Origin of the sequence: Eggerthella hominis (genome assembly GCF_014287365.1) — a bacterium.
In the GTDB taxonomy this organism is placed as follows: domain Bacteria; phylum Actinomycetota; class Coriobacteriia; order Coriobacteriales; family Eggerthellaceae; genus Eggerthella; species Eggerthella guodeyinii.
The window spans coordinates 794,834-816,000 of record NZ_JACOOA010000001.1 but is presented as its reverse complement, the minus strand read 5'-3'; the positions used below and the strand labels follow the sequence as shown (position 1 = coordinate 816,000).

At 68.8% G+C, this 21,167-nt stretch carries 14 protein-coding genes; 7 read left to right on the top strand and 7 right to left on the bottom strand.

Annotation, left to right across the window (positions count from 1 at the left end):
- Positions 1-8 precede the first annotated feature (8 nt).
- From H8S61_RS03590 to H8S61_RS03565, 6 genes are all read right to left on the bottom strand, one after another.
- Complete coding sequence (locus tag H8S61_RS03590) at positions 9-935, bottom strand: LysR family transcriptional regulator (RefSeq protein WP_186937966.1); 927 nt, start codon at positions 933-935, stop codon at positions 9-11.
- 147 nt (positions 936-1,082) lie between these two features.
- Positions 1,083-1,379: a ferredoxin family protein gene (locus H8S61_RS03585; RefSeq protein ID WP_154332204.1), complete on the bottom strand. Its 297-nt coding sequence runs from the start codon at positions 1,377-1,379 to the stop codon at positions 1,083-1,085.
- Positions 1,376-2,671: an FAD-dependent oxidoreductase gene (locus H8S61_RS03580; protein WP_160942265.1), complete on the bottom strand. Its 1,296-nt coding sequence runs from the start codon at positions 2,669-2,671 to the stop codon at positions 1,376-1,378. Before H8S61_RS03580 ends, H8S61_RS03585 begins: the two co-directional genes overlap by 4 nt.
- A 27-nt stretch (positions 2,672-2,698) precedes the next feature.
- Positions 2,699-3,589, bottom strand: a complete 891-nt coding sequence (locus tag H8S61_RS03575) for an electron transfer flavoprotein subunit alpha/FixB family protein (RefSeq protein ID WP_160942266.1) — start codon at positions 3,587-3,589, stop codon at positions 2,699-2,701.
- A 27-nt stretch (positions 3,590-3,616) separates the two neighbouring features.
- Entirely contained in the window at positions 3,617-4,387 is a 771-nt protein-coding gene (locus tag H8S61_RS03570; RefSeq protein WP_160942267.1) for an adenine nucleotide alpha hydrolase family protein, read from the bottom strand.
- 53 nt (positions 4,388-4,440) lie between these two features.
- Positions 4,441-5,595, bottom strand: coding sequence for an acyl-CoA dehydrogenase family protein (locus H8S61_RS03565; protein ID WP_154332200.1), 1,155 nt, complete (start codon positions 5,593-5,595; stop codon positions 4,441-4,443).
- Positions 5,596-6,091: 496 nt separating this feature from the next.
- On the opposite strand from H8S61_RS03565, the gene H8S61_RS03560 reads away from it, so the two are divergent.
- The 7 genes from H8S61_RS03560 to H8S61_RS03530 all read left to right on the top strand — a co-directional run bounded on the left by H8S61_RS03560 (position 6,092) and on the right by H8S61_RS03530 (position 19,452).
- Positions 6,092-7,300 (top strand): acyl-CoA dehydrogenase family protein, encoded by a 1,209-nt coding sequence (locus tag H8S61_RS03560; RefSeq protein WP_154332199.1) that lies wholly within the window; start codon positions 6,092-6,094, stop codon positions 7,298-7,300.
- A 275-nt stretch (positions 7,301-7,575) separates the two neighbouring features.
- Positions 7,576-9,060, top strand: coding sequence for an aldehyde dehydrogenase family protein (locus tag H8S61_RS03555; RefSeq protein ID WP_160942269.1), 1,485 nt, complete (start codon positions 7,576-7,578; stop codon positions 9,058-9,060).
- 701 nt (positions 9,061-9,761) lie between these two features.
- Positions 9,762-11,477 (top strand): SpaH/EbpB family LPXTG-anchored major pilin, encoded by a 1,716-nt coding sequence (locus H8S61_RS03550; RefSeq protein ID WP_186937965.1) that lies wholly within the window; start codon positions 9,762-9,764, stop codon positions 11,475-11,477.
- Positions 11,478-11,551: 74 nt separating this feature from the next.
- Positions 11,552-13,132 (top strand): SpaH/EbpB family LPXTG-anchored major pilin, encoded by a 1,581-nt coding sequence (locus H8S61_RS03545; protein ID WP_186937964.1) that lies wholly within the window; start codon positions 11,552-11,554, stop codon positions 13,130-13,132.
- 13 nt (positions 13,133-13,145) lie between these two features.
- A complete protein-coding gene (locus H8S61_RS03540) occupies positions 13,146-17,792 on the top strand; it encodes a SpaA isopeptide-forming pilin-related protein (protein WP_186937963.1) in 4,647 nt (1,548 codons plus the stop codon).
- Complete coding sequence (locus H8S61_RS03535) at positions 17,789-18,634, top strand: class C sortase (RefSeq protein WP_222617545.1); 846 nt, start codon at positions 17,789-17,791, stop codon at positions 18,632-18,634. Before H8S61_RS03540 ends, H8S61_RS03535 begins: the two co-directional genes overlap by 4 nt.
- Positions 18,631-19,452: a class C sortase gene (locus H8S61_RS03530; RefSeq protein WP_186937962.1), complete on the top strand. Its 822-nt coding sequence runs from the start codon at positions 18,631-18,633 to the stop codon at positions 19,450-19,452. Before H8S61_RS03535 ends, H8S61_RS03530 begins: the two co-directional genes overlap by 4 nt.
- Before the next feature lie 41 nt (positions 19,453-19,493).
- Here H8S61_RS03530 and H8S61_RS03525 read toward each other — a convergent pair whose 3' ends face one another.
- Complete coding sequence (locus H8S61_RS03525) at positions 19,494-20,957, bottom strand: helix-turn-helix transcriptional regulator (RefSeq protein ID WP_186937961.1); 1,464 nt, start codon at positions 20,955-20,957, stop codon at positions 19,494-19,496.
- Positions 20,958-21,167 lie beyond the last annotated feature (210 nt).

The window sequence follows — 21,167 nt, the reverse complement described above, 5'->3', positions numbered from 1 at the left end:
AAATCGAATCAGTCGATGTAGCGGGCGTTCGGGTCGGTGGCGAGCGCCTTCGTGTCGGTGACGTACTGGATGAAGTGGTCCACGCAGTACGGGTGGTAGTTCTTCGTGCTGTAGGCCATGTACACGCGGTGGTAGCAGCTGCGGCGTTCGAGCGGGCTCAGGTAGAAGGGCCTGACCACCACGTTGTCGACGCTGCGCAGCAGGAAGGTGTCCAGCATGATGGCCGCCTCCACGCCGTTGGCCGCGAAGCCGGCGAGGATGGACTCGTCGAGGTAGCTGTACTCGACGTTCTTGATGTCGCGCTCGTCGAGCATCCGCCTGATGGCCCGTCCCAGCGGGATGGTGTCGACGTAGGTGATGAGGTGCTGCTCGTACAGGTCGGCCGGCGTGATGAACGCCTTGTCGACCAGCGGGCAGTCGGCGCTCATGGCCACGACCACCTTCTGGGTGAGCACGGGCACGTACGTGAGGTCGGGGTCGTCGTCGCCGCGCGCGCAGAACACCACGTCGTAGCAGCCGCTCAACAGGTCCTTCACGAGAGGCTGCGAGGTGTCCTCGCGCACGCTGAACGCGACGCCGCCGGTGGAGGCCTTGTAGCCGTTGAGGAGCTTGGGGATGAAGTCGGTCTGCACGGTGATGATGCAGCCGAGGTCGATCTTGCCGCCGTCGCTCGTGCCGGCGTAGTTCTTCATGATGGCGATGCCCTTGTCGATCTGCTCGAGGCCCTTGTTCACGTAGACGAGGAACTCGCTGCCGTACTTCGTGAGGTGGATGTTGCGGCCCGTCTTCTGGAACAGCGACACGCCCAGCTCCTGCTCGAGCGAGCTGATGGCGTTCGAAAGCGAAGGCTGCGTGATGTAGAGCTCCTTGGCCGCCTTGGCGTAGTGCTGCAGGTCTGCGAGCTTGCGGAAGTAGTACAGCTGCGAAAGGTTCATTGGTCGCCCCCTGGGGTCTCACGCCGCATCGAACACCACCTCCATTATACGGGTGAATGACGAGGAGATTGCCACACAAAATGGCTGATCTAGGGGTTTTCGCCCCGCTCCCTTGTGCGCGCGAGGGAGCGGGGCGCCGGGAGGGGCCTATCCGTAGCGGTACTCGACGCCCATGGTGGGCTGGGGGTACTCCCAGCGCTCGAGGATGGTGGCGCCGCACAGGATGCGGCACGTGCCGCACTCGAGGCACCCGGCGTAGTCGAACGACAGGCCGCCGTCCTCGTCGAACTTGTACAGCGCGGCGGGGCAGGCCAGCACGAGCTTGCGGAACTCGGCGCGGTCCGCGTCGCCGACGAGCTCGATGTGCGCGTGGCCCTCGTCCACGTTGTACTTGTTGAGCGCCAGCTTGGCGTCGACGTTGACGCTGATGACGGGATCGCTCATAGGGCCTTCATCCCCTTTCTGCCGTCCTGGGCCAGCTGCCACAGGCCCACGCGCTTGAGCGGGCCCAGCAGCTTGTCCTTGACGCGCTGCTGCGGATGCCCGTCCACCTTGAACAGGTTGAGCATGACGTCGCGGGCCATGGCCGGGTACTCGTTGAAGATGCGCGTCGTCTCCTCCATGTAGTGCGGGAAGCGGCGGAAGCGCTTGAGGTCCTGCAGCACGTAGCAGCCGTCGAGCAGCTGCTCGTAGGCGGCCAGACGCGGTGCCGACACGTCGTCGGCCTCGAGCGCGCGCATGACGGCGTCGGCCGCGAGGTCGCCCGAGCTGACGGCGAAGTCCATGCCGCGCACCGAGTAGCCCAGGTTCATGCAGAGCATCGCGGCGTCGCCGCACACGAGCACGCCGTCGCCGTAGAGGCGCGGCACCATGGCGAGGCCGCCCTCGGGCACGAGGTGCCCCGAGTACTCCACGAGCTCGCCGCCCTTGACGAGCGGGGCGATGTCGGCGCGCTGCTTGAAGTCCTCGAGCATCTGATAGATGGGCACGTCGCCCGCCGCGAGGTCGGACAGCGTGGCCACGAGGCCGAGCGAGATCGAGTCGTCGTTCGTGTACAGGAACCCGCCGCCCACGCGGCCCTTCGTGCAGTCGCCGGCGAACATCCACGCCGCGCCCTCGCCGGGCGCGCACAGGAAGCGGTCCTCGATGACCGACGGCGGAAGCGCGATGGTCTCCTTCACGCCCACGGCCATCTGGTGGGGCAGGGGCGTTCCGTCGGCGAGGCCCGCCTTCTGGGTGAGCAGCGAGTTCACGCCGTCGGCCAGCACGGTGACGCGCGCCTCCACCTCGTCGCCGCCGGCGACGACGCCGCATACCTTGCCGTCGCGCACGATGAGGTCCTCCACGGCGATGCCGTAGATGAAGTCGGCGCCCGCCTCCTCGGCCTGCTCGGCGAGCCATTGGTCGAAGGGCCCGCGCAGCACCGCGTAGGAGTCCTTGCCCGACTCGCGCAGCTCGTCGGCCGTGAAGTCCATCGTGAACAGCGCATCGGGCGCGGCCAGCGAGATCTTCTCGTGCGTGATGCGCCGCTGCAGGGGAGCGCGCTCCTCGAAGTCGGGGAACACGCGGGCGAGCGCATGCGTGTAGATGCGCCCGCCGGTCATGTTCTTCGCGCCGGCGTAGTTGCCGCGCTCCACCACGAGCACGGCGAGGCCCGCGGAGGCCAGCCGGTAGGCCGCGACCGCGCCGGCGCACCCGGCGCCGACGACGATCGCGTCGAATTGATCATCGGACATGGGGATACCTTTCCTCAGCCCGGTCCGCTAGGACAGCTTCTCGACGAGGGCCGGCAGCGCCTCGTGCAGGTCGCCCACGAGGCCGAAGTCGGCCTGGGCGAACACGGGCGCGTTCTGATCCTTGTTCACGGCCACGATGATGTCGGCGTTGTGCACGCCGATCATGTGCTGCATCTGGCCGGAGATCCCGACGGCGAAGTACACCTTCGGCGACACCATGCGGCCCGACACGCCCAGGTAGAGGTTCTTGGGCAGCCACTTCTCGTTCTCGGCGAGCGGGCGGGAGCAGGCGATCTCGCCGTGCACGGCCGAGGCCAGGCTACGCGCCAGCTCGAGGTCCTCCTCGTGCGCGAAGCCGCGCCCGGCGCCCACGATGACCGACGCGCGGCCCAGGTCGGCGCCCACGTGCGGCACCTCGTGCGTGCCGCGCAGCTTGAGGGGCTTCTCCGGCGCGACGAACGCGCGCGCCTCCACGACGTCGGTGCCCGACGCCTCGGCCCCGTCGAAGGCGGCGCCGTTGCAGGAGTAGAAGGCCACGGGCCCCACGGCATGCTGCTTCTTCGTGGCGAGGCCGCCGAAGTACAGGCTCTCGGCCTCGGCGCCGTCGAGTGCGGTGATGTCGCTCATCACGCTCGTGTTCGCGTGGGCCGCGAGGCGCCCGCCCACGATCTTGAGGCGCGGCGTGGGCTCGAACAGCACCACGTCGGGCGCGGTTTCGTCGAACAGCGCGGCCACGGCGCCGTAGGCGTTCTCCACGAGCTCGCCCTGCGGCAGCTCCACGGCGAAGGCCTTGTCGGCCACGCCCGTCGCGGGGTCGGTGCCGATGGTGACGAGCAGGACCTCGTCGGCGAGCGTGCGGGCTCCGGCGCAGAGCTCCTTCTGCGCATCGGCCGATTCAGCGATAACGAATGCTTTCATGATGGATGCCTCTCTCTCGTCTACCGGCTACGCGCGGACGGCCGCGGCCACGGCCGACGCGAACGCGTCGAAGTCGCCGTCGTTTTTCATGTCGAACACCTGGCGCTTGCGCTCGGCCAGCTCGGGTGCCGTGATGCTGGCGGTCTCCACCGCGGGGCTCGTGTCCACGCCCGCGTCCGCGGCCGAGGTCACCGTCGCGGGCTTCTTGCCGGCCGCGAGGATCTCGCGCATGCCCGCGATGCGGGGGAACGCGCATTCGGGCGTCACGGCCACCACGGCGGGCAGCGGCACCTCGATCTCCTCCACCACGTCGCTCAGCGTGCGCTCCACCACCACGGCCCCGTCTTCCAGCTTGATGGACGAGACGGCGTTGATCACCGGCAGGTCCAGCTCGGCGGCCAGCTGCACGTCCACCTGGCCGGCGTACATGTCGGCCGAGCCGTCGCCGCACACCACGAGGTCCACCTCTCCGATGCCCCTCACGAGCGAGGCGAGGGCGCGCGCCGTGGTGCGGGCGTCCGCGAAGGCGAACGCGTCGTCGGCGATCATGCGCAGCTCGGCGGGGCCGCGCGACAGGATGCTCTTCTTCACCTTGAGGTCGTCGGCCTTCGCGTTGCTGGCGCTCACGGCGTACAGCGTGGCGCCCGCCTCCTCGGCCAGCAGCGTGGCCGCCTCGATGGCGTTGAGGTCGTACTCGCTCACGATCTGGTGGGCTTTGGAGTAGTCGAGGGTGCGGTCGGATGCGACGGCGATGTCCTGGTCGTCGGGCACCACTTTCACCGCTACGGCAATGTTCATTCGGGTTCCTTTCGCTCGATGGGTACGATTGCTCTCGTTCGTGCCTGGTCGTCTTACTTCGCGTAGCGCTTGAGGATCTGGCGCCCGGCGATGTAGCTCATGATCTCCACGGTGCCGCCGGCAAGCTGGTTGCCGCGCAGGTCGGTCCAGATGCGGCCGACGCGGGAGGCCGTGGTGTAGCCGAGGGCGGCGAAGATCTCCAGCGCCATGTCGGCCACCTTCGTGCAGCCCACCGTGGCGTAGCGCTTGAGCAGCGCCGCCTCGGTGCGCACCGATTCTCCCTGGTCGAGCTGCCACAGCGTCTTGTACAGCATGTTGCGGGAGTTCTCGAGGATGGTCTCCATCTCGGCCAGCATGTCCTGGATCATGGGGTTCCAGCCGATGGGCTTGCCGAAGGCGTAGCGCTCGTTGGCGTAGGCGGCCGCGTCGTCCATGCACGCCTGGGCGAGCCCGAGCGACTGGGCCACCACGAGGCAGCGCTCGATCTCGAAGTTCTTCATGAGCAGCAGGAAGCCCTCGCCCTCCTTGCCGAGGCGCATGTCCTCGGTGAGCACGACCTCGTCGAAGAACACGTCGACGAACGGGATGATCTGCTGGCCGATCTTCTCGAGCGGGGCGGTGGACAGGCCCGGGGTGTCGGTGGGGATGAGCCACAGCGACATGCTCTCGTTGGCGTGGGCCGGATGCTCGTCCTTGGACACCACGAGCATGTAGGGGGTGTTGCCGCCGTTCGTGACCCAGGTCTTCTGGCCGTTCATGATGTACGTGCCGTCGGCCTGGCGCTTCGTGTACGTGCTCATGGCCTTGTTGTCCGAGCCGGCGCCCGGCTCCGACAGCGCCAGCGAGGCGATGGGCTTGCCCGACTTGTTATATTGGTCGACGACGAGCGACACCTGCTCGGGCGTGCCGAACTCCGCGACGTCGGCCGTGGCCAGCATGGCGGTCATGAACGGGGTCATGCAGCCGGTGGCGTGGTACAGCGTCTCGGTCATGAGGCCCAGCGTGAGCTTGTCGCAGGGGATGCCGCCGCACTCCTCGGGCAGCCCCATGAAGGCGAACCCCGCGTCGCGGTACGCCTCGCCGATCTCGTCGGGAATGCCGTGGTTCTCGTACATGGCGCTGACGGTCTCCTCGTCGAAGTACCGGTCAGCGAATTCCTGGATGCTCTCGACCAGCAGTTCCTGATCGACGGTCAGGCTGAAATCCATAGTCAACGCTCCTTTTCTGTCCAGTGTCTTACCCCGCATGCGTGCGGTTCGTCCCCGTTCGCCCCCGGGTTGGCGGGGGCCGTGCTGCCGCACTTGTCTCGTTCTAACGGTTGCTTCGTACAGTTTGCACCCAGAATCACGTCAATGTCCAATAGGTTCTTTTCAGTGATTCATAGGTTAATCCATAGGTTTCTTCTATCGATGAAGGGGGACAACCGGACAAGGACGTTGGTATGATGGTGGCATGAAACGCTTATGATCAGGTAAAATATAGAACGTCGAAACGGGAATCCGGAGCGCTCCACCCGGGGAAAAGCGGAAATCGGCGGCGAATCATAGCCAAAACCTATCTTTGGCACATGATTCATCAATGATTACCTATTGGACAAAATAATCGTTTAGGGTGCAAACTGTGATCAACGCGGTTGCCACTCACCGATACCGGAGACGAAGCAACCCGAAACCCGCCGTCTGGCACTACGTTGAAGGAGGATGTATGAGCAAGCTAACCCCCGAGGAGTTCCGCGAGTACCTCAAGACCGTGCGCGCGCTCGCCGAAGGCCCGTTCGAGGAGATGCAGAAGGAGGTCGAGGTCACCAACAAGTTCCCGCAGGAATTCTACGACCTGGCCATCGAGAACAACCTGTACCGCTACGCGCTGCCCGAGGAGTACGGCGGATGGGGCCTGTCCGAGAAGGAGATCCTGCAGGTGCAGGAGGAGTTCTCCCGCGGCCCGGGCGGCATGCGCATGCACCTGCACTACGCGGCCGACCTGAACTGGCGCATCCTCGACGACTACGGCAAGCCGGAGCTCAAGGCCGAGTTCATGGACAAGTTCCAGGACAAGACCATCTTCACGAACTTCGCGCTGACCGAGCAGACGGGCGGCACCGGCGCCGACCTGCACACCACCGCGCTCAAGGACGAGAACGGCAACTACGTGCTCAACGGCGAGAAGTGGCTCATCTCCCACACCGACTGCTCGCAGTACGCCTACGTCATCGCGGTGACCGACCCTGACAAGAAGGGCGACGAGCGCCTGTCCGCCTTCTTCGTGCCCATGGACACGCCGGGCTTCGAGCTCGTTCCCATGCCGCACATGATGGGCTGCCGCGGCGCGGGCCATGCGGGTTTCAAGATGACCAACGTCGTGCTCGACCCGAAGTACCTGCTGGGCGAGGAGGGCCAGGGCATGGAAGTGGCCATGCACTCGCTCGCCATCTCCCGCGTGCACATCGCCGACTCCAACCTGGGCATGTCCCAGCGCATGCTCGAGATGTCCATCGCCCGTGCCCGCGACCGCGTGACCTTCGGCAAGCCGATCATCCAGCGCCAGGCCATCAAGATGAAGCTGGCGAACATGGCCACGAACATCCACGCGCTGCGCTGCATGATCATGGACTTCGCCGACGAGTACGACGTGGACCCGCACAACGAGTTCGTCGACGAGAAGGCCGCCATGTGCAAGCTGTTCTCCATCGACACCGTGAAGATGGTGTCCGACGAGATGCTCGAGATCTTCGGCGGCGACGGCTACTTCGAGGATTCGCCGTACGGCCCGACCGAGCGCCTGTACCGCGACTGCCGCGCCATGTGGCTTGAGGAAGGCGCTCCCACCGTCCAGCGCATCACCATCGCGCGCGGCGTGGACAAGCACGACGGCCACGTGGAGTACGCCGACTGGATCGCCGGCACCGCCCTGTAAGCTCTTCCGAAACCACCTGCACCGTTTTCCCTTATCAAGCGAAGGGCCCCGGCAACCGCCGGGGCCCTTCGCCATTGCGGGGACGGGAGGGGGCGTTTGCGCAGATGCTGCACATAAACGTTCCTTTATTGTTACCTGTGTGGCATCAATCGAGAAAACGGTACCGCTCGTGTAAACGTTCGGCAACGGGGGCGGGGGCGCGGGACGCGGGGGTGTATCGTGGCCGCAACGGCCTTGAAGGCCGGGCAGCGACTCTCGTGCGAAAGGAAGCGCCCATGAACAACCCTGCTCAGAAATCCTACCAGCTCTACATCGACGGCCAGTGGGTCGACGCGTCGGACGGCGGTACGCTCGACGTGTACTGCCCCGCCAACGGTGAGCAGCTTTCAACCATCGCCGACGCCACGAAGGAAGATGTCGACCGCGCGGTCGACGCCGCGTGGGAGGCGTTCAAAACCTGGGGCAAGACGACGAAGGCCGAACGCGCCATCATCTTGAACAAGGTGGCCGACCTCATCGAGGAGAACGCCGAGAAGTTCGCGCTCCTCGAGTCGCTCGACAACGGCAAGCCCATTCGCGAGACGCGCGCCATCGACGTGGCGCTGTCCGTGGACCATTTCCGCTACTTCGCCGGCGTGCTGCTGGCCGACACGGGCGAGGCCGACAAGCTGCCCGGCAACCTGCTGTCCATCGTGCTGCACGAGCCCATCGGCGTCGTCGGCCAGATCGTGCCGTGGAACTTCCCGTTCCTCATGGCCGCCTGGAAGCTGGCCCCCGTGCTGGCCGCCGGCGACTGCACGGTGTTCAAGCCCTCGTCCACCACGTCGCTCACGGTGCTCGAGCTGGCGAAGCTGACGCAGGACATCATCCCGGCCGGCGTGTTCAACGTCGTCACGGGCCGCGGCTCGAAGTCGGGCCAGTACATCCTCGACAACCCGAAGATCAGCAAGCTCGCGTTCACCGGCTCCACCGAAGTGGGCCGCGACGTGGCCCGCGCGGCGGCCGAGCGCCTCATCCCGGCCACGCTGGAGCTGGGCGGCAAGTCGGCGAACATCGTCTTCGACGACGCCAAGTGGGACATGGTCATGGACGGCATCCAGCTGGGCATCCTGTTCAACCAGGGCCAGGTGTGCTGCGCCGGCAGCCGCATCTTCGTGCAGGAGGACATCTACGACAAGTTCGTGAAGGACGCCTGCGAGGCCTTCAGCAAGGTGAAGGTGGGCATGCCCTGGGAGGACGACACCCAGATGGGCAGCCAGATCGACGAGAACCAGCTCAACAAGATCCTCGAGTACGTGGAGATCGCGAAGCAGGAGGGCGGCAAGGTCCTCTGCGGCGGCGAGCGCAACACCGAGGGCGACCTCGCGAAGGGCGCGTTCATGAAGCCGACGCTGCTCGAGGTGCCGAACAACTCGTGCCGCGTGGCGCAGGAGGAGATCTTCGGGCCCGTGGCCGTCGTCATCAAGTTCAAGGACGAGCAGGAAGTCATCGACATGGCGAACGACTCGGTGTACGGCCTGGGCGGCGCCGTGTGGACGCGCGACATCAACCGCGCCTTCCGCGTGGCCGAAGGCATCCAGACGGGCCGCATGTGGGTGAACACCTACAACCAGATCCCGTCCGGCGCGCCGTTCGGCGGCTACAAGGAGTCGGGCATCGGCCGCGAGACGCACAAGGTGATGCTCGAGCACTACACGCAGACGAAGAACATCATGATCAACCTGGGCGAGGAGCCGAGCGGCTTCTACCCGGCGAAGTAGGGTCCGCGTCCAACATGTTCGTGAGCGCCCCCGGGTTCCCCCGGGGGCGCTTTTTTGCGCGCCGCCGCATGCTGGCGATCGCCGCGCTTTCACATGCGGGCGGTGAGGTGGCGCTTGCCCCCCTGCTCGACCCTTCAGGGATCCCTCCCCGAGGACGAAATTCGGGCGAATCGAACGATTCTGCTGAAAATTTCGACTTGTGAACGATCTTTTGCGAGGATAAAAGGAGCTCCACGCGGTCCACCTGGGATTTTAGGTGGTGCAAAACGCGCCACGGCGAAATCGGGTTCTGAAACCGTTCATAAGTCGATATTTTTAGCAGATCCGGCGGAATCCTCGCCTCGCATGCGCCCGTCCGCCGCGCGCCTCGCACGCCAGCTGCGGGTCCGCTGGGAAGATCGGAGCCGTGCGCGGGTCTTTCTTTTCTTGACGCCTGCGTGAACGGTCGGCCACGCCTTCGTGGCGGTATCGGCACGCCACGGTGCCAGAACGGGCCCCGTCATCGTTCACCGGGCAGGTAGGGCTTATGCTGCGGTCACGAGCCCAGCCGTCCTCCTATCAGGCTGCGAGCTCATACCCTCTTGCAGCGCAATCGCTTCCGGCACGGAACGCGGGATCGCGAGCCTCGCGGCGCAATCGTCGGCGCGGAGCGGAATACGAGACGGGATCGACCCGTCCCCACCGGTATGAAAGGAAGACAGATGGAACAGAGGTTATCTGGGCTGTCGGGAAGGGTGATGGCCGCAGCCGTGGCCCTCGCGCTCGCCGCGTCGATGGCGCTGGGCGCCACGCCGGCGTTCGCGCTGAACAACGGCGGCCTGACCGACGACGGCACCGCATCGATCACGGTGCACAAGTACAAGACCCCCGCGGCTTCGTCCGAGCCCGGCACCGGGTCGACGGCCGACGCGGGCAACGTGCCCACCGGCGCCGAGCCGATGTCGGGCGTGGACTTCACGCTGTACAAGCTCGACTCCGCCAAGGTAGAGGGCTCGGTCGCCGGCACGGCGGCCGCAAGCGCAGCCCCGTCGGCCGACGGCGTGGCGGCGTTCCTCACGCTGTACAAGTCCGCGAGCTCCACGCCGGTCGTCAAGACCACCGGCGCCGATGGCACGGCCGTGTTCGGCAGCCTGTCGTTCGGCTACTACCTGCTCGTCGAGACGAACGCGGGCGGCGCGAACGTCGAGACGAGCGTGCCCTCCATCATCACGCTGCCCTACGCGCAGCAGGCGAGCGGCGGGTCCACCACGTACCTCAAGGACGTGCACGTGTATCCCAAGAACGTGAGCAAGGAAGAGGTCGAGAAGACCGTCATCGACGAGCCCGACCTCGTGAAGCCCGGCGACACGCTGAGCTACCAGATCGCGTTCATGATCCCCGAGGCCTCCAAGATCTTCACCGATCCCGCGAACTGCCTCAAGGGCACCATCGTGGACACGCTTCCCAAGAACGCCGCAGGCCAGCCCACCATCACCATCAAGAACGACTACTCGGTGGTGGCGCTCGCCCAGGACGGCACCGAGAACGTGCTGACCCCCGGCGACATCGGCTTCTCCGACACCTCGGCCACGAACGGGCAGGCCACCTGGACCATCACGCCGGCCATCGCCCAGGCCATCAACGTCATCAACGTGGCGAACACCGCCACGCCGGCGAAGCAGATCGGCAAGATTCTCATCCGCGTGAACGCCACGGTGAACGACAACGCCTTCAACGCGGGCGTCGACGCCAACGGGCTGCCGATCATCCAGAACACCGCGGCGGTCACCGTCATCGACGCGCTCGGCACCACGACCATCGACACCAAGGCGAGCACGACCGTCGCCATCCCGCTCATCGGCTTCCAGTTCCTCAAGGTCGACGCCGAGGGCAACGCCATCCTCTCCGACACGGCCACGTTCAAGCTGGCCACGTCCTACGACAACGCGGTCGCGGGCACGTTCCTCAAGAACGCCACCGCCACCGCCGATCTGCAGGCCACGACGAACCTCGCCGACGGCAAGGCCGTGTTCTCGGGCCTGAGCTTCGACAACCTCACCTCGGGCGGCACGGCCTACACGGCCATCGAGCAGGCCGTGACGGCCGCGCGCGCCAACCTGGGCACCGTGCAGAACGTGGAGCTGTGGATGTGCGAGACGAAGGCGCCGAACGGCTACCGCATCCTGCAGGCCCCCCAGAAGGTGACGCTGCAGATCGTGAAGGCCACGGCCGACGCCAAGGTGACCACCACGGTGGTGGGCGGCCCGCTGTCCCTCGTCAACACGCGCGACGGCCAGGAGGGCGGCGGCAACTTCGCGCTGCCGAACACGGGCGGCACGGGCGCGCTGATCTTCGGCATCGTGGGCGCCGTGCTCATCGGCGCCGCGGTGACGTACTTCGTGCGCTCGCGCAGGCGCGACCAGCACGACCAATCGTAAAGGCAACGGATGCGGCGGGGCCTCGAGCGGAGGCCCCGCCGCACGGCGAGCAGGGAAGAGCGAGGTGTGATCGGGTGAAACGAACGAGCGAACGCGCGATGCGCGCGAACCTGCGCGCCGCAGCCGCCGCGACGGCGCTCGCCGCCGCGCTCGCCCTCTGCGCCGCGGCGCTCGCGGGCGCGGGCGGCCCGGCGTTCGCCGACGCCGGCGCCGACGCGGCGCGCACCGGCTCCATCGTCGTGCACGAGTACCGCTCGCAGCTGGGCGGCACGAACCCGGGAAACGGCGACGAGGACCCCGTGCTGCCGAAGGACGCCCTGCCGTTGGCCGACGTGCCCCTCACGCTGTACCAGCTCTCGACCGACCCCGAGGCGGCGAACGGCTTCGAGCCTGCGGTGGACGTCGACTCGCCGCCGCTGGCGTCGTTCGACCCGCGCACGGGCACGACCGACGCGCAGGGCGTGCTCGCGTTCCGCGATCTGCCGCGCGGCGTGTACCTGCTCGTGCAGGGCGACGTCGCCGGCGTGCAGCCCGCGCAGAAGAAGCTGCTCGTGGCCGTGCCCATGCAGGGCGCGGTTGGCGGCGACGCGCGCTGGGACGTGCACGTCTACCCGAAATCGTACGTGGCGGCGTCCATCGCCAAGGCGGCGGACGACCCTGACGCCGTGTACGGCGTGGGCGACGAGGCGCGCTGGCGCATTACGGTGCCCGTCCCCGCCGAGCTCAAGCTCGTCGCGGCCGACGGCTCGGTGCGCTACGGGCGCGGCTTGCAGGTGCGCGATATCCTGGACGCCCGGCTCGACGACGTGCCCGGCGCGCAGGTGTCGCTCGTCGACGCGACGGGCCAGCCGAGCGCGACGGCGCTCGTGCCCGGCGTGGACTACGAGGAGGCGTACGACGAGCAGGGGCGCACGGTATCGTGGACCTTCACCGACGAGGCGCTGCGGCGCATCGCCGACGCCGGCGCGGCCAACCTCGTCATCGCGGTGACCACGCGGGTGAACGAGGCCGCCTACGACGAGCCGGGCGCCATCTACAACAACGCCGCGGTGTCGTTCACGGCCGCCTCGGGCGCGCCGACCGGGGCCGAGGTCATCCCCGGAGGCGTGCCCGACCCCGCGAACCCGGCGCACCCGCGCATCAGCACGGGAGGCGTGCGCATCGACAAGCACCTCGAGGAAACGGGGGAGAAGCTCTCCGGCGCGACGTTCAAGGTGGCGCGCTCGCGCGCCGACGCGCTGGCCGGACGCTTCATCGCCCGGACGGTGGACGGTGCGCTGCAGGACGTGCAGCTCGTCACCGACGTGGACGGCGCGGCGTCCCTCGGCGGCCTCGGCGCGGGCACCTGCTGGCTCGTGGAGACGCAGGCGCCCTCCTACGAGGACGCCGAGGGCCGGCAGCGGGCCTGCGTGCGCCTTGCCGAGCCCGCGGCCGTCGACATCCCCGCCGACCCGGCGGCGGCCGAGGTGCGCGTGGCGGTGGCGAACCGCCTCGAAACGCCCCTCGATCGGGCGGGGAGCGCCGTGGGCGGCGCGCTGGCGAAGACGGGCGATGCGGGCTGGCTGCTCGCCGCCGCCCTCGCCGCCGTCGCGCTCGCGGGCGCGGGGATGGTGCGCCGCCTGCGGCGGCGCGGCGAACGTACGGACGATCGATAGGAGGAACGGCCCCATGAAGAAGCTCGACGACCGGCGACGTCCGGCCCGCCCGCTGCGCGCGGCATGGCGCGTGCTGCTGTGCGCCCTGCTGGCGCTCACGCTGTTCCCCTCCATCGGCGCCGGCTCCGCGTCCGTCGGCGCCGCCGACGGCCGCGCGGAGGCGCCCGCCGCGTCCGCCCCCGATGCCGATCGGCCCGATCCTGCGCCCGCGCCCGAGACGGACGCCTCCGCCGACGGGCGGCCCTCCGACGAGCTCCCGCCGACGGACGAGCCCGCCGACGGAGCGCAGCCCTCCGCGCCCTCCGCGTCCGCCGACGATGCCGCCGACGAACCTGCGGTCGCGCCGGATGCGGACGAGCCCGCCGACGACGCCGCCGACGCGGCCGCCGCCTCGCAGGCCGAGCCGCGCGCAACCGGCGACACCTTGTACGTGTCCGCGTCGGGCAGCGACCTGACGGGCGACGGCACGCACGCGAAGCCGTTCGCCACCTTGCAGGCCGCGGTGCAGAAGGCCTCCGCGTCGGCCGCGACCACGGTGGCCGTCATCGGCAATCTCGCCGCCGCCACGACGGCTGCGGTGGGCGCCAAGAACGTCGTCGTGACCACCGATCCGGCGCAGAGCGCGCCCGCCGTGGTCACCGGCTCGACCGCCGCCACGCTGTTCACCGTGAACACCGGGTCCATCACGTTCTCGAACATCGTGTTCGACGGCGCATCCACGTCGGTCGACCATCGGGTGGTCGAGGCGACGGGCACGAACTCCCAGGTCACGCTTTCGTCAGGCACGACCGTGCGCAACTGGTACAGCTCGGGCACGGCGGGCGCGTTCCGCGTGAACGCCAACGGCGCGGCCCTCACCATGCAGGCGGGCAGCACCATCCAGGGCTGTCGCCTCGTCACCTCGGGCGCCCATGCGGGCGGCGCGGCCGTCAGCGTCCTCGCGAACCGCACGCCCGGCACGGGCACGACGCCCTCCTCGTCGAACCGCGCCTCGTTCACCATGCAGAGCGGCTCGTCCATCGTCGACTGCGACACGCAGCTCACCGCGAACGCCTCGCTGTCGGGCGGCGGCGCCATCCATGCCGCCGACGCCGTGGTCAGCATCCAGGCGGGCGCCGCCGTGCGCTCGTCGGACCTCACGTACCGAAGCACGCTCGGCCTGCTGTTCGACCCGACGGGCACGCGCCAGGGCGGCGGCGGGCTGTTCGCCAACAACTGCAAGGTGGACATCGCCGGCACCATCGACGCGTGCAACGTGGTGAGCAGCGTGAACATCACCGCGGCCAACTTCTACGCCGGAGGCGGCGGCGCGTACCTCTACGACTACGGGTGCACGACGGCCGCGGCCGTGGACTGCCGCACCTCCATCAGCGGCACCATCTCGAACTGCTCGGCCATCGCGGGAGGCGGCGTGTTCTACTGGAGCGAGGCGGACGGCTACGGCGAGGGCGACAACCTGTGGGTGGGCGCGGGCAACGCGCCGCTGACCTCGGCCGCCCAGGTGGTGGACAAGGTGTACGACACCGTCACGCTGTCCGGCACCATCCAGAACTGCTCGACCACGGACGTGGGCACGCTGCGCGCCATCACGCTGGGCTCCTACGGCGATTTCGAGCGCTACGGCGTGGGCGGCGGCGCCATCTGCGGCGCGTTCAACGGCCTCGTCGTGCTGGCCGACGGCTCGCGCATCGCGGGGTGCTCCACGTACAGCGAGGGCGGCGCCGTGTCGAACTACGGCACGTCGGTGTTCTGCCTCGACGGCTCGGCCGACCTGAGCGGCGGCCCGTCCATCTCGAACTGCACCTCGGGCAAGATCGCGGGCGGCTTGAGCATCGGCGCCGGGTCGAGCATCGAGAGCGTGCGCATCGACGGCTGCACGGCCGGCGCGTTCGGCGGCGGCATGTACCTGTACAGCGGGTCCACCACGATGTACAACTGCTCCGTCACGAACTGCACGGCGGATATGTACGGCGGCGGCATCATGCAGGACATGTACAACGACCTGTTCTGGTACGGCGGCACGGTGACGGGCAACCACGCGGGGCTCGGGGGCGGCGGCGTGGCCCTGTACGGGTTCGCGGGTGGAACGGCGAGCGCCCCGCGCGGCCTCGTGTTCAACTACCCCGCGTCCGGCAACGGCGGCTTCACGAACCCCACCTATTACAAGACGAGCATCCTCACCGGCAAGATCGTCGCGCCGAGCATCGTGCGCGCGAACACGCAGGGCGTGGCGAGCATCGCGTCCAACGTGTGGACGAACGCGTTCTACCCTTCCGCGCGCATCTCCGTGAGCGGCGCGTTCGTGAACGGGTCGAAGGTGGGCGTCCTCGTGTCCGACGGGCTGGCGACGCTCAACGTGAGCGGCGCCACGTTCGGCTCCGTGTTCCAAGCCTCGGCGAACCTGGGCCCCTTCGCGAACGACGTGGACCCCACGCTCGTCGCGGCGGCCAGCGGCACGCAGCTCGTGTGGGCGAGCGGCTTCGTGGTGGACTACCGCGCCAACGCGCCTGCGGGCACCACGCTCGCGGGAACGGCGCCCTTCGACGGCGTGGGCGGCATGGCGAACGCGTACCCCCGCACGGGCGGCGCGGCCACGCTGCTCGACCAGGGCACCATGGCGGTGAGCGGCTACACGTTCAAGGGGTGGGCCTCGTCGCCCACGGCGACGACGGCGCAGTACCAGCCCGGGGCGACGCTGTCCTACGATGCGTCGCTCGACCCGCTGAAGAACGGGCATATGGTGCTGTACGCCGTGTGGCAGACGCCGCCGCGCGTGTGCCAGATCATCCGCGACACGAACGGCGACGGCGTGCCCGACGCGTTCTTCCAATCGTACACGACGCTCAACGACGCGTTCCGCGCGGCGCAGTCGAACGACCGCATCGAGATGCTGCGCGACGCGCCCATCGTCGACTTCGCGGCCTCCAGCAAGCCCGCCGACGGCGGCGTGGCGCTGGCGGCGGGCGCCAGCGGCGTCGCGCTGACCACGGCGCCGCTCGTGCAGACCGTCCCGGGCGCGAGCGGGTGGCTGGGCTCCGTCCCATCCACCGGGTCGCTCGCGGCCACGCTCACGCGCACGGCGTCGGGCTCCGTCTCCTCGTGGTTCTCGGTGGCCGGGGGCCTGAGCGTGACGAACCTCGTCGTGGACGGCGGCTGCACGGTGCGCCAGGCCCAGGACGGCACGGGCATCGCGGCCGACCACGCGCTGTTCGAGGTGTCGGGCGCCTCCTCGTCCCTGACGGTGGGGGCCGGCGCCGCGCTGCGCAACGCCTACAACGCCTCCGGCCCGGGCGGCGCGGTGCTCGCCGCCGGCGGAGCAACCCTGCGCATGACCGTCGGCGCGAGCATCGCCGGCTGCACGGCCGCCGACGGCGGCGGCGTGACGGTGGAGGCGGCGACCTTCGCGCAGAGCGGCGGCTCGATCGCCTCGAACGCGTCCGGGCGCTTCGGCGGCGGCGTGTACGCGGGCCCGCAGGCGACGGTGACGCTGTCGGGCCTCGCGGAGGTGCGCGCCAACACGGCGAAGCGCACGGGCGGCGGCGTGTACGTCGATCCTGCGGCGCGGCTCGTCATGACGGGCGGCTCCGTCGTGAACAACGCGGCTTCGGCCGAGAACGACGACGGGGGAGCCTATGCGGGCGCCTACGTCGGCGGCGTGGCGCTCGGCGCCTACGCGGGCACGTCCCCGCTCGTCACGCTCAGCGGCGCCGCGCTCGTCTCCGGCAACGTGGGGCGTCCCGTCAAGGGCTCGTCGACCGACGCGCCGAAGGCGTCCGACCTGGAAGCGGCCCGCTCGGGCACCTCCTACGCCATCGCGGTGGACACGTCGGGCCTGGCCCCCACGGCGGCCGTCGGCATCACGTCGGCCGACCCGACGCTGCTCGCGGCCGGCGCGCAGTTCGCCTCGCGCACGGGCTCGACGCCCGTCGTGGGCCTCCAGCTGTTCTTCAACAACGCGAACGCGGGCCTCGCGGCCGTGGCGGGCACGGGCAGCGCCGTGGTGTGGCGCGGCCTGCACGCGGACGTGACGTTCACGAAGGTGGGGGCCGACCAGCGCACCGGCGCCACGGTGAAGCTGGGCGGCGCGCAGTTCAACCTGTACCGCTACGTGGGCTCGGTCGCCCTCGGCCCGCTCACCATCAACGGCGGCTCCATCGACCTGGCCACCACGGCCTCGGCCCAGTGGGCGCCCGTCATCGCGGCCGACGGCACCGTGGGCGCGCCGGGCGACGCGTCGAACGTGCCCTACGTGTTCGAATCGTCCTCGAGCGCCGACACGCTCGGCCAGGTCAAGCTCACGCAGCTGGCGCCGGCGTCCTGGTACATGCTCGTGGAGGTGAGCGCGCCCGACGGCTACCAGAAGCCCACGGGGCAATGGGCGTTCCAGGCCATCGAGCTGTCCGGCGCGGGCGGCTACGGCATCGACGTGAGCACGCTGCTGGCCCGCAAGGGCGACGGCGGCCTGCTGCCCACCGCGTTCTCCACCTCCATCACCGTGGGCGGCGCCGTCGAGCGCGGCGTGTACCTCGTGAACGTGGCGCGCTACGACCTGCCCTTCGCCGGCGCGCCGGCGATCGCGCCGTACGCGGGCGCGCTGCTGGGCCTCGTGCTCATCGCGATCGCGATCGCGCTGCATCGCGCGAGGCGCGCCTCCTCATGAGGGCGCGCGAGGGCGTGCGCCGCGCCCTCATGCTGGCGTGCCTTTTGGCGGGCATCGCCCTCGTGCTGTACCCGGTGGTGGGCACGTACCTCAACGAGCGCTCGTTCAACGACGCGGTGAGCCACTACGAGGAGGCGGTGCAGACGCTGCCCGACGACGTGCGCCGGCAGATGCTCGCCGAGGCGCGCGCCTACAACGACAGCCTGCGCGGCGATCCCGTGCACGACCCGTTCGTGGCGAACAGCGGCTACGCGGTTCCCGACAACTACGACGACGTGCTCGACGTGGACGGCACCGGCCTCATGGGCACGGTGAGCATCCCGTCCATCGGCCTCACGCTGCCCATCTACCACGGCACGTCCGACGACGTGCTCGCGCACGGCGCGGGCCACATCCCGCAGACGTCGCTGCCCGTGGGCGGCGCGGGCACGCACGCCGTCCTCACGGGCCACACGGGCCTGCCCACGGCGCGCCTGTTCACCGACCTCGAACGGCTGAAGGAGGGCGACGTGTTCGTCATCGAGGTGCTGGGGGAGCGCCGCGCCTACGCGGTGGACGACGTGAGCGTGGTGGAGCCCGACGACGTGTCGTCCATCCGGGTCGACGGCGAGCACGACTACGTGACGCTGCTCACCTGCACGCCCTACGGCGTGAACTCGCACCGCCTGCTCGTGCGCGGCGCGCCCTGCGACCTGCCCGACGATGCGGCGCTCGCGGCCGCGACGCCCGTGCCCTGGCCGCTCGTCGGCGCCTTGGCCGCCGCCGCGGCGCTGGCCGTCGCCCTCGCCGTGCGCGCGGCGCGCAGGCGGCGGCGCAGGCGCGCGGCAGGGGAGCGCTCGTGAGCGCCCGCCGCCGCCTCGCGCGCTGGTTCTTCGGGGCCGTGCTCGTCCTCGGCATCGGCTGCATCCTGTACCCGATCGTGACGAACATCGCCTACCAGCTGGGCGCGTACAGCGCCGTGTCGTCCTACGACGATGCCGTGGCCCGCCGCAGCCCCGAGGAGCTGACGCAGCTGTGGGCGCAGGCCTACGCCTACAACGAGGAGCTCGCGGCCTCGGAGGTGCGCGACCCCTTCGCCGTGGAGGAGGTCACCGCCCCGCTCGACCGCTACTTCGAGGTGCTCGACCCCGACGGCACCGGCATGATGGGCTACGTGGAGGTGCCCTCCATCGGCCTCGAGCTGCCGCTGTACCACGGCACGGGCGACGAGGTGCTGCAGAAGGGCGCGGGCCATATCGCCACGACGGCGCTGCCCATCGACGGCGACTCCATCCACCCGGTGCTCACGGGGCACACGGGGCTTCCGGACAAGCTGCTGTTCACGAACCTGTCGTTCGTGAAGGTGGGGGACGTCTTCCGCGTCAAGGTGCTCGACCGCACGTTCTCCTACGAGGTGGCGTCCGTGGACGTGGTGGAGCCCGACGACACGGCGCTGCTGCAGCCGACGGCGGGGGAGGACAAGCTCACGCTGCTCACCTGCACGCCCTACGGCATCAATTCCCACCGCCTGCTCGTCACGGGCGTGCCCACGGCGGGCGACGGCGAGCAGGGCCTCAAGCCCGAGCTGCTGGCGCCCTTTGCGGTCGGGGCGGCGCTCCTGCTCGGCCTCGCGGCCGTGCTGGCGGCGTGCCGCATCGCGAGTCGTCGCGATCGCGGCTAGAGGCCAGCGGTTGGCCGCGGCGGGGAGCGCCGCGGACGCCTCTAGAAATCGCTGCGCTGCATGTTGAGGTAGTTCAGCAGCTCGCTGCGCTTGTGGATCTGCATCTTCTCGTAGATGTGCCGCACGTGGGTGTTCACCGTGTACGGCGAGATCACCAGCTTCTCGGCCATGTTGTTCGTGGTGTAGCCGCGCGCGATGAGCACGAGGATCTCGGCCTCGCGCCCCGACAGGCTGAACTCCTTGGCCACCTCGGAGCAGATCTCGTCGATCTCGGCCTTCGTGGGCGGGGCCGCCGTCAGCGCCACGATGTTGAACTCCTGGCGCACGAGCGGGACCAGCAGCACGGCCAGCAGGCACATGAAGGCCAGGCACGTCTCGGGCGTGATGGCCAGAGCCAGGTCGGGCGCGTGCTCGTAGCCCACGGCCCAGGTGTTGCCCACGGCGATGCCCGCGCGCACGAACGCGCCGGAGAAGGCGAACGCCACGGCCGGCGTCACGTAGCCCTTCGACGTGAGGATGCCGAAGTACATGATGAGGAGGATCTCCAGCAGCGACGAGATGCCGGTCGCCATGATGAAGGCGGGGAAGAAGGCGACTTCATCGGCCAGGAACAGCGCGAACGCGGCGATCAGCAGCACGATGAGCCAGGGGAACATCTTGAATATGCTGGCCTTGTCCTTCGAGAGCATGCTGATGCCCGCGATGCCCAGCATGATGACGGCGCCGCCGAGGATGCCCAGCGTGAAGCTGAGGTCTTCGGTGGGCAGCACCTCCCAGGGGATGATGGCCACGAGGAAGTAGCACGCCGTGCTGGCCAGGAACGTGATGGCGCTCACCACCACCATGTTCTTGAGGCCGCCCTGCGCGGTGCTCTTCGGCAGCAGCACGGGGAAGCAGTGCGCCCCGTCGCGGCGGGCGGCCACCAGCAGCGCGCCGGAGGCGATGGGCAGCAGCGAGACGAACACCGTCGTCACGTAGGTGGGCAGCACCCAGGCCAGCGCGATGGTGACGAGCAGCGCCAAGCCGAACGTGGTGCCGATGTGGCGCAGCGAGAAGTTCGCCTTCACGCAGGCGTAGCGCTCGCCCCAGAGTATCCACATGACGGATTCGGTGGCCCCGAGGAAGAAGGCCAGCGCGTAGGCGAGGCCCGGCACGGTGAACGCCTGCGGCAGCAGGCACAGCGCCAGCGTCGCGACGCACGTGAGCCCGGGCGCGGCGACGAACAGCCAGCGGAACGACGAGAGGTGGCGCTTGCGCCCCAGCAGGAAGGCGATCAGGAGCAGGAACACGACGGTGGCGCCCAGGTTCACGAGCCAGGAGGTGGTCACGCGCTCGTCGAGCAGCGCGGTCTGCGTGAACATGTGCGGGACGAACCACAGCGCGTAATGCCACGCCAGGAGCAGCGCGAAACCGACGTACTTCAGCGCGGGGCGGTCCGCGAATTCCGTGAGCGCCCCCGCTTTCCCCGTCTTGAGCTCTGACGATGCTTCCGCTTGGAGTGTCATGAAGCAGACCACCCTTCCTATCTCCCGTTAGCGATGGATGATGATGTCGTTGAACTGCTCTAACGCATGGTAACCCGCAGCGCCCATGCCGTACTCATCACGGCGAAAATCTATCACTAATTCTACGGTAACGCCTCGCAAGAAAGTAAGTATTAGGGTAATTAGTGGCGATTTTGCGATGGCAAAACCACAGTCTGAGAACAGAATGCT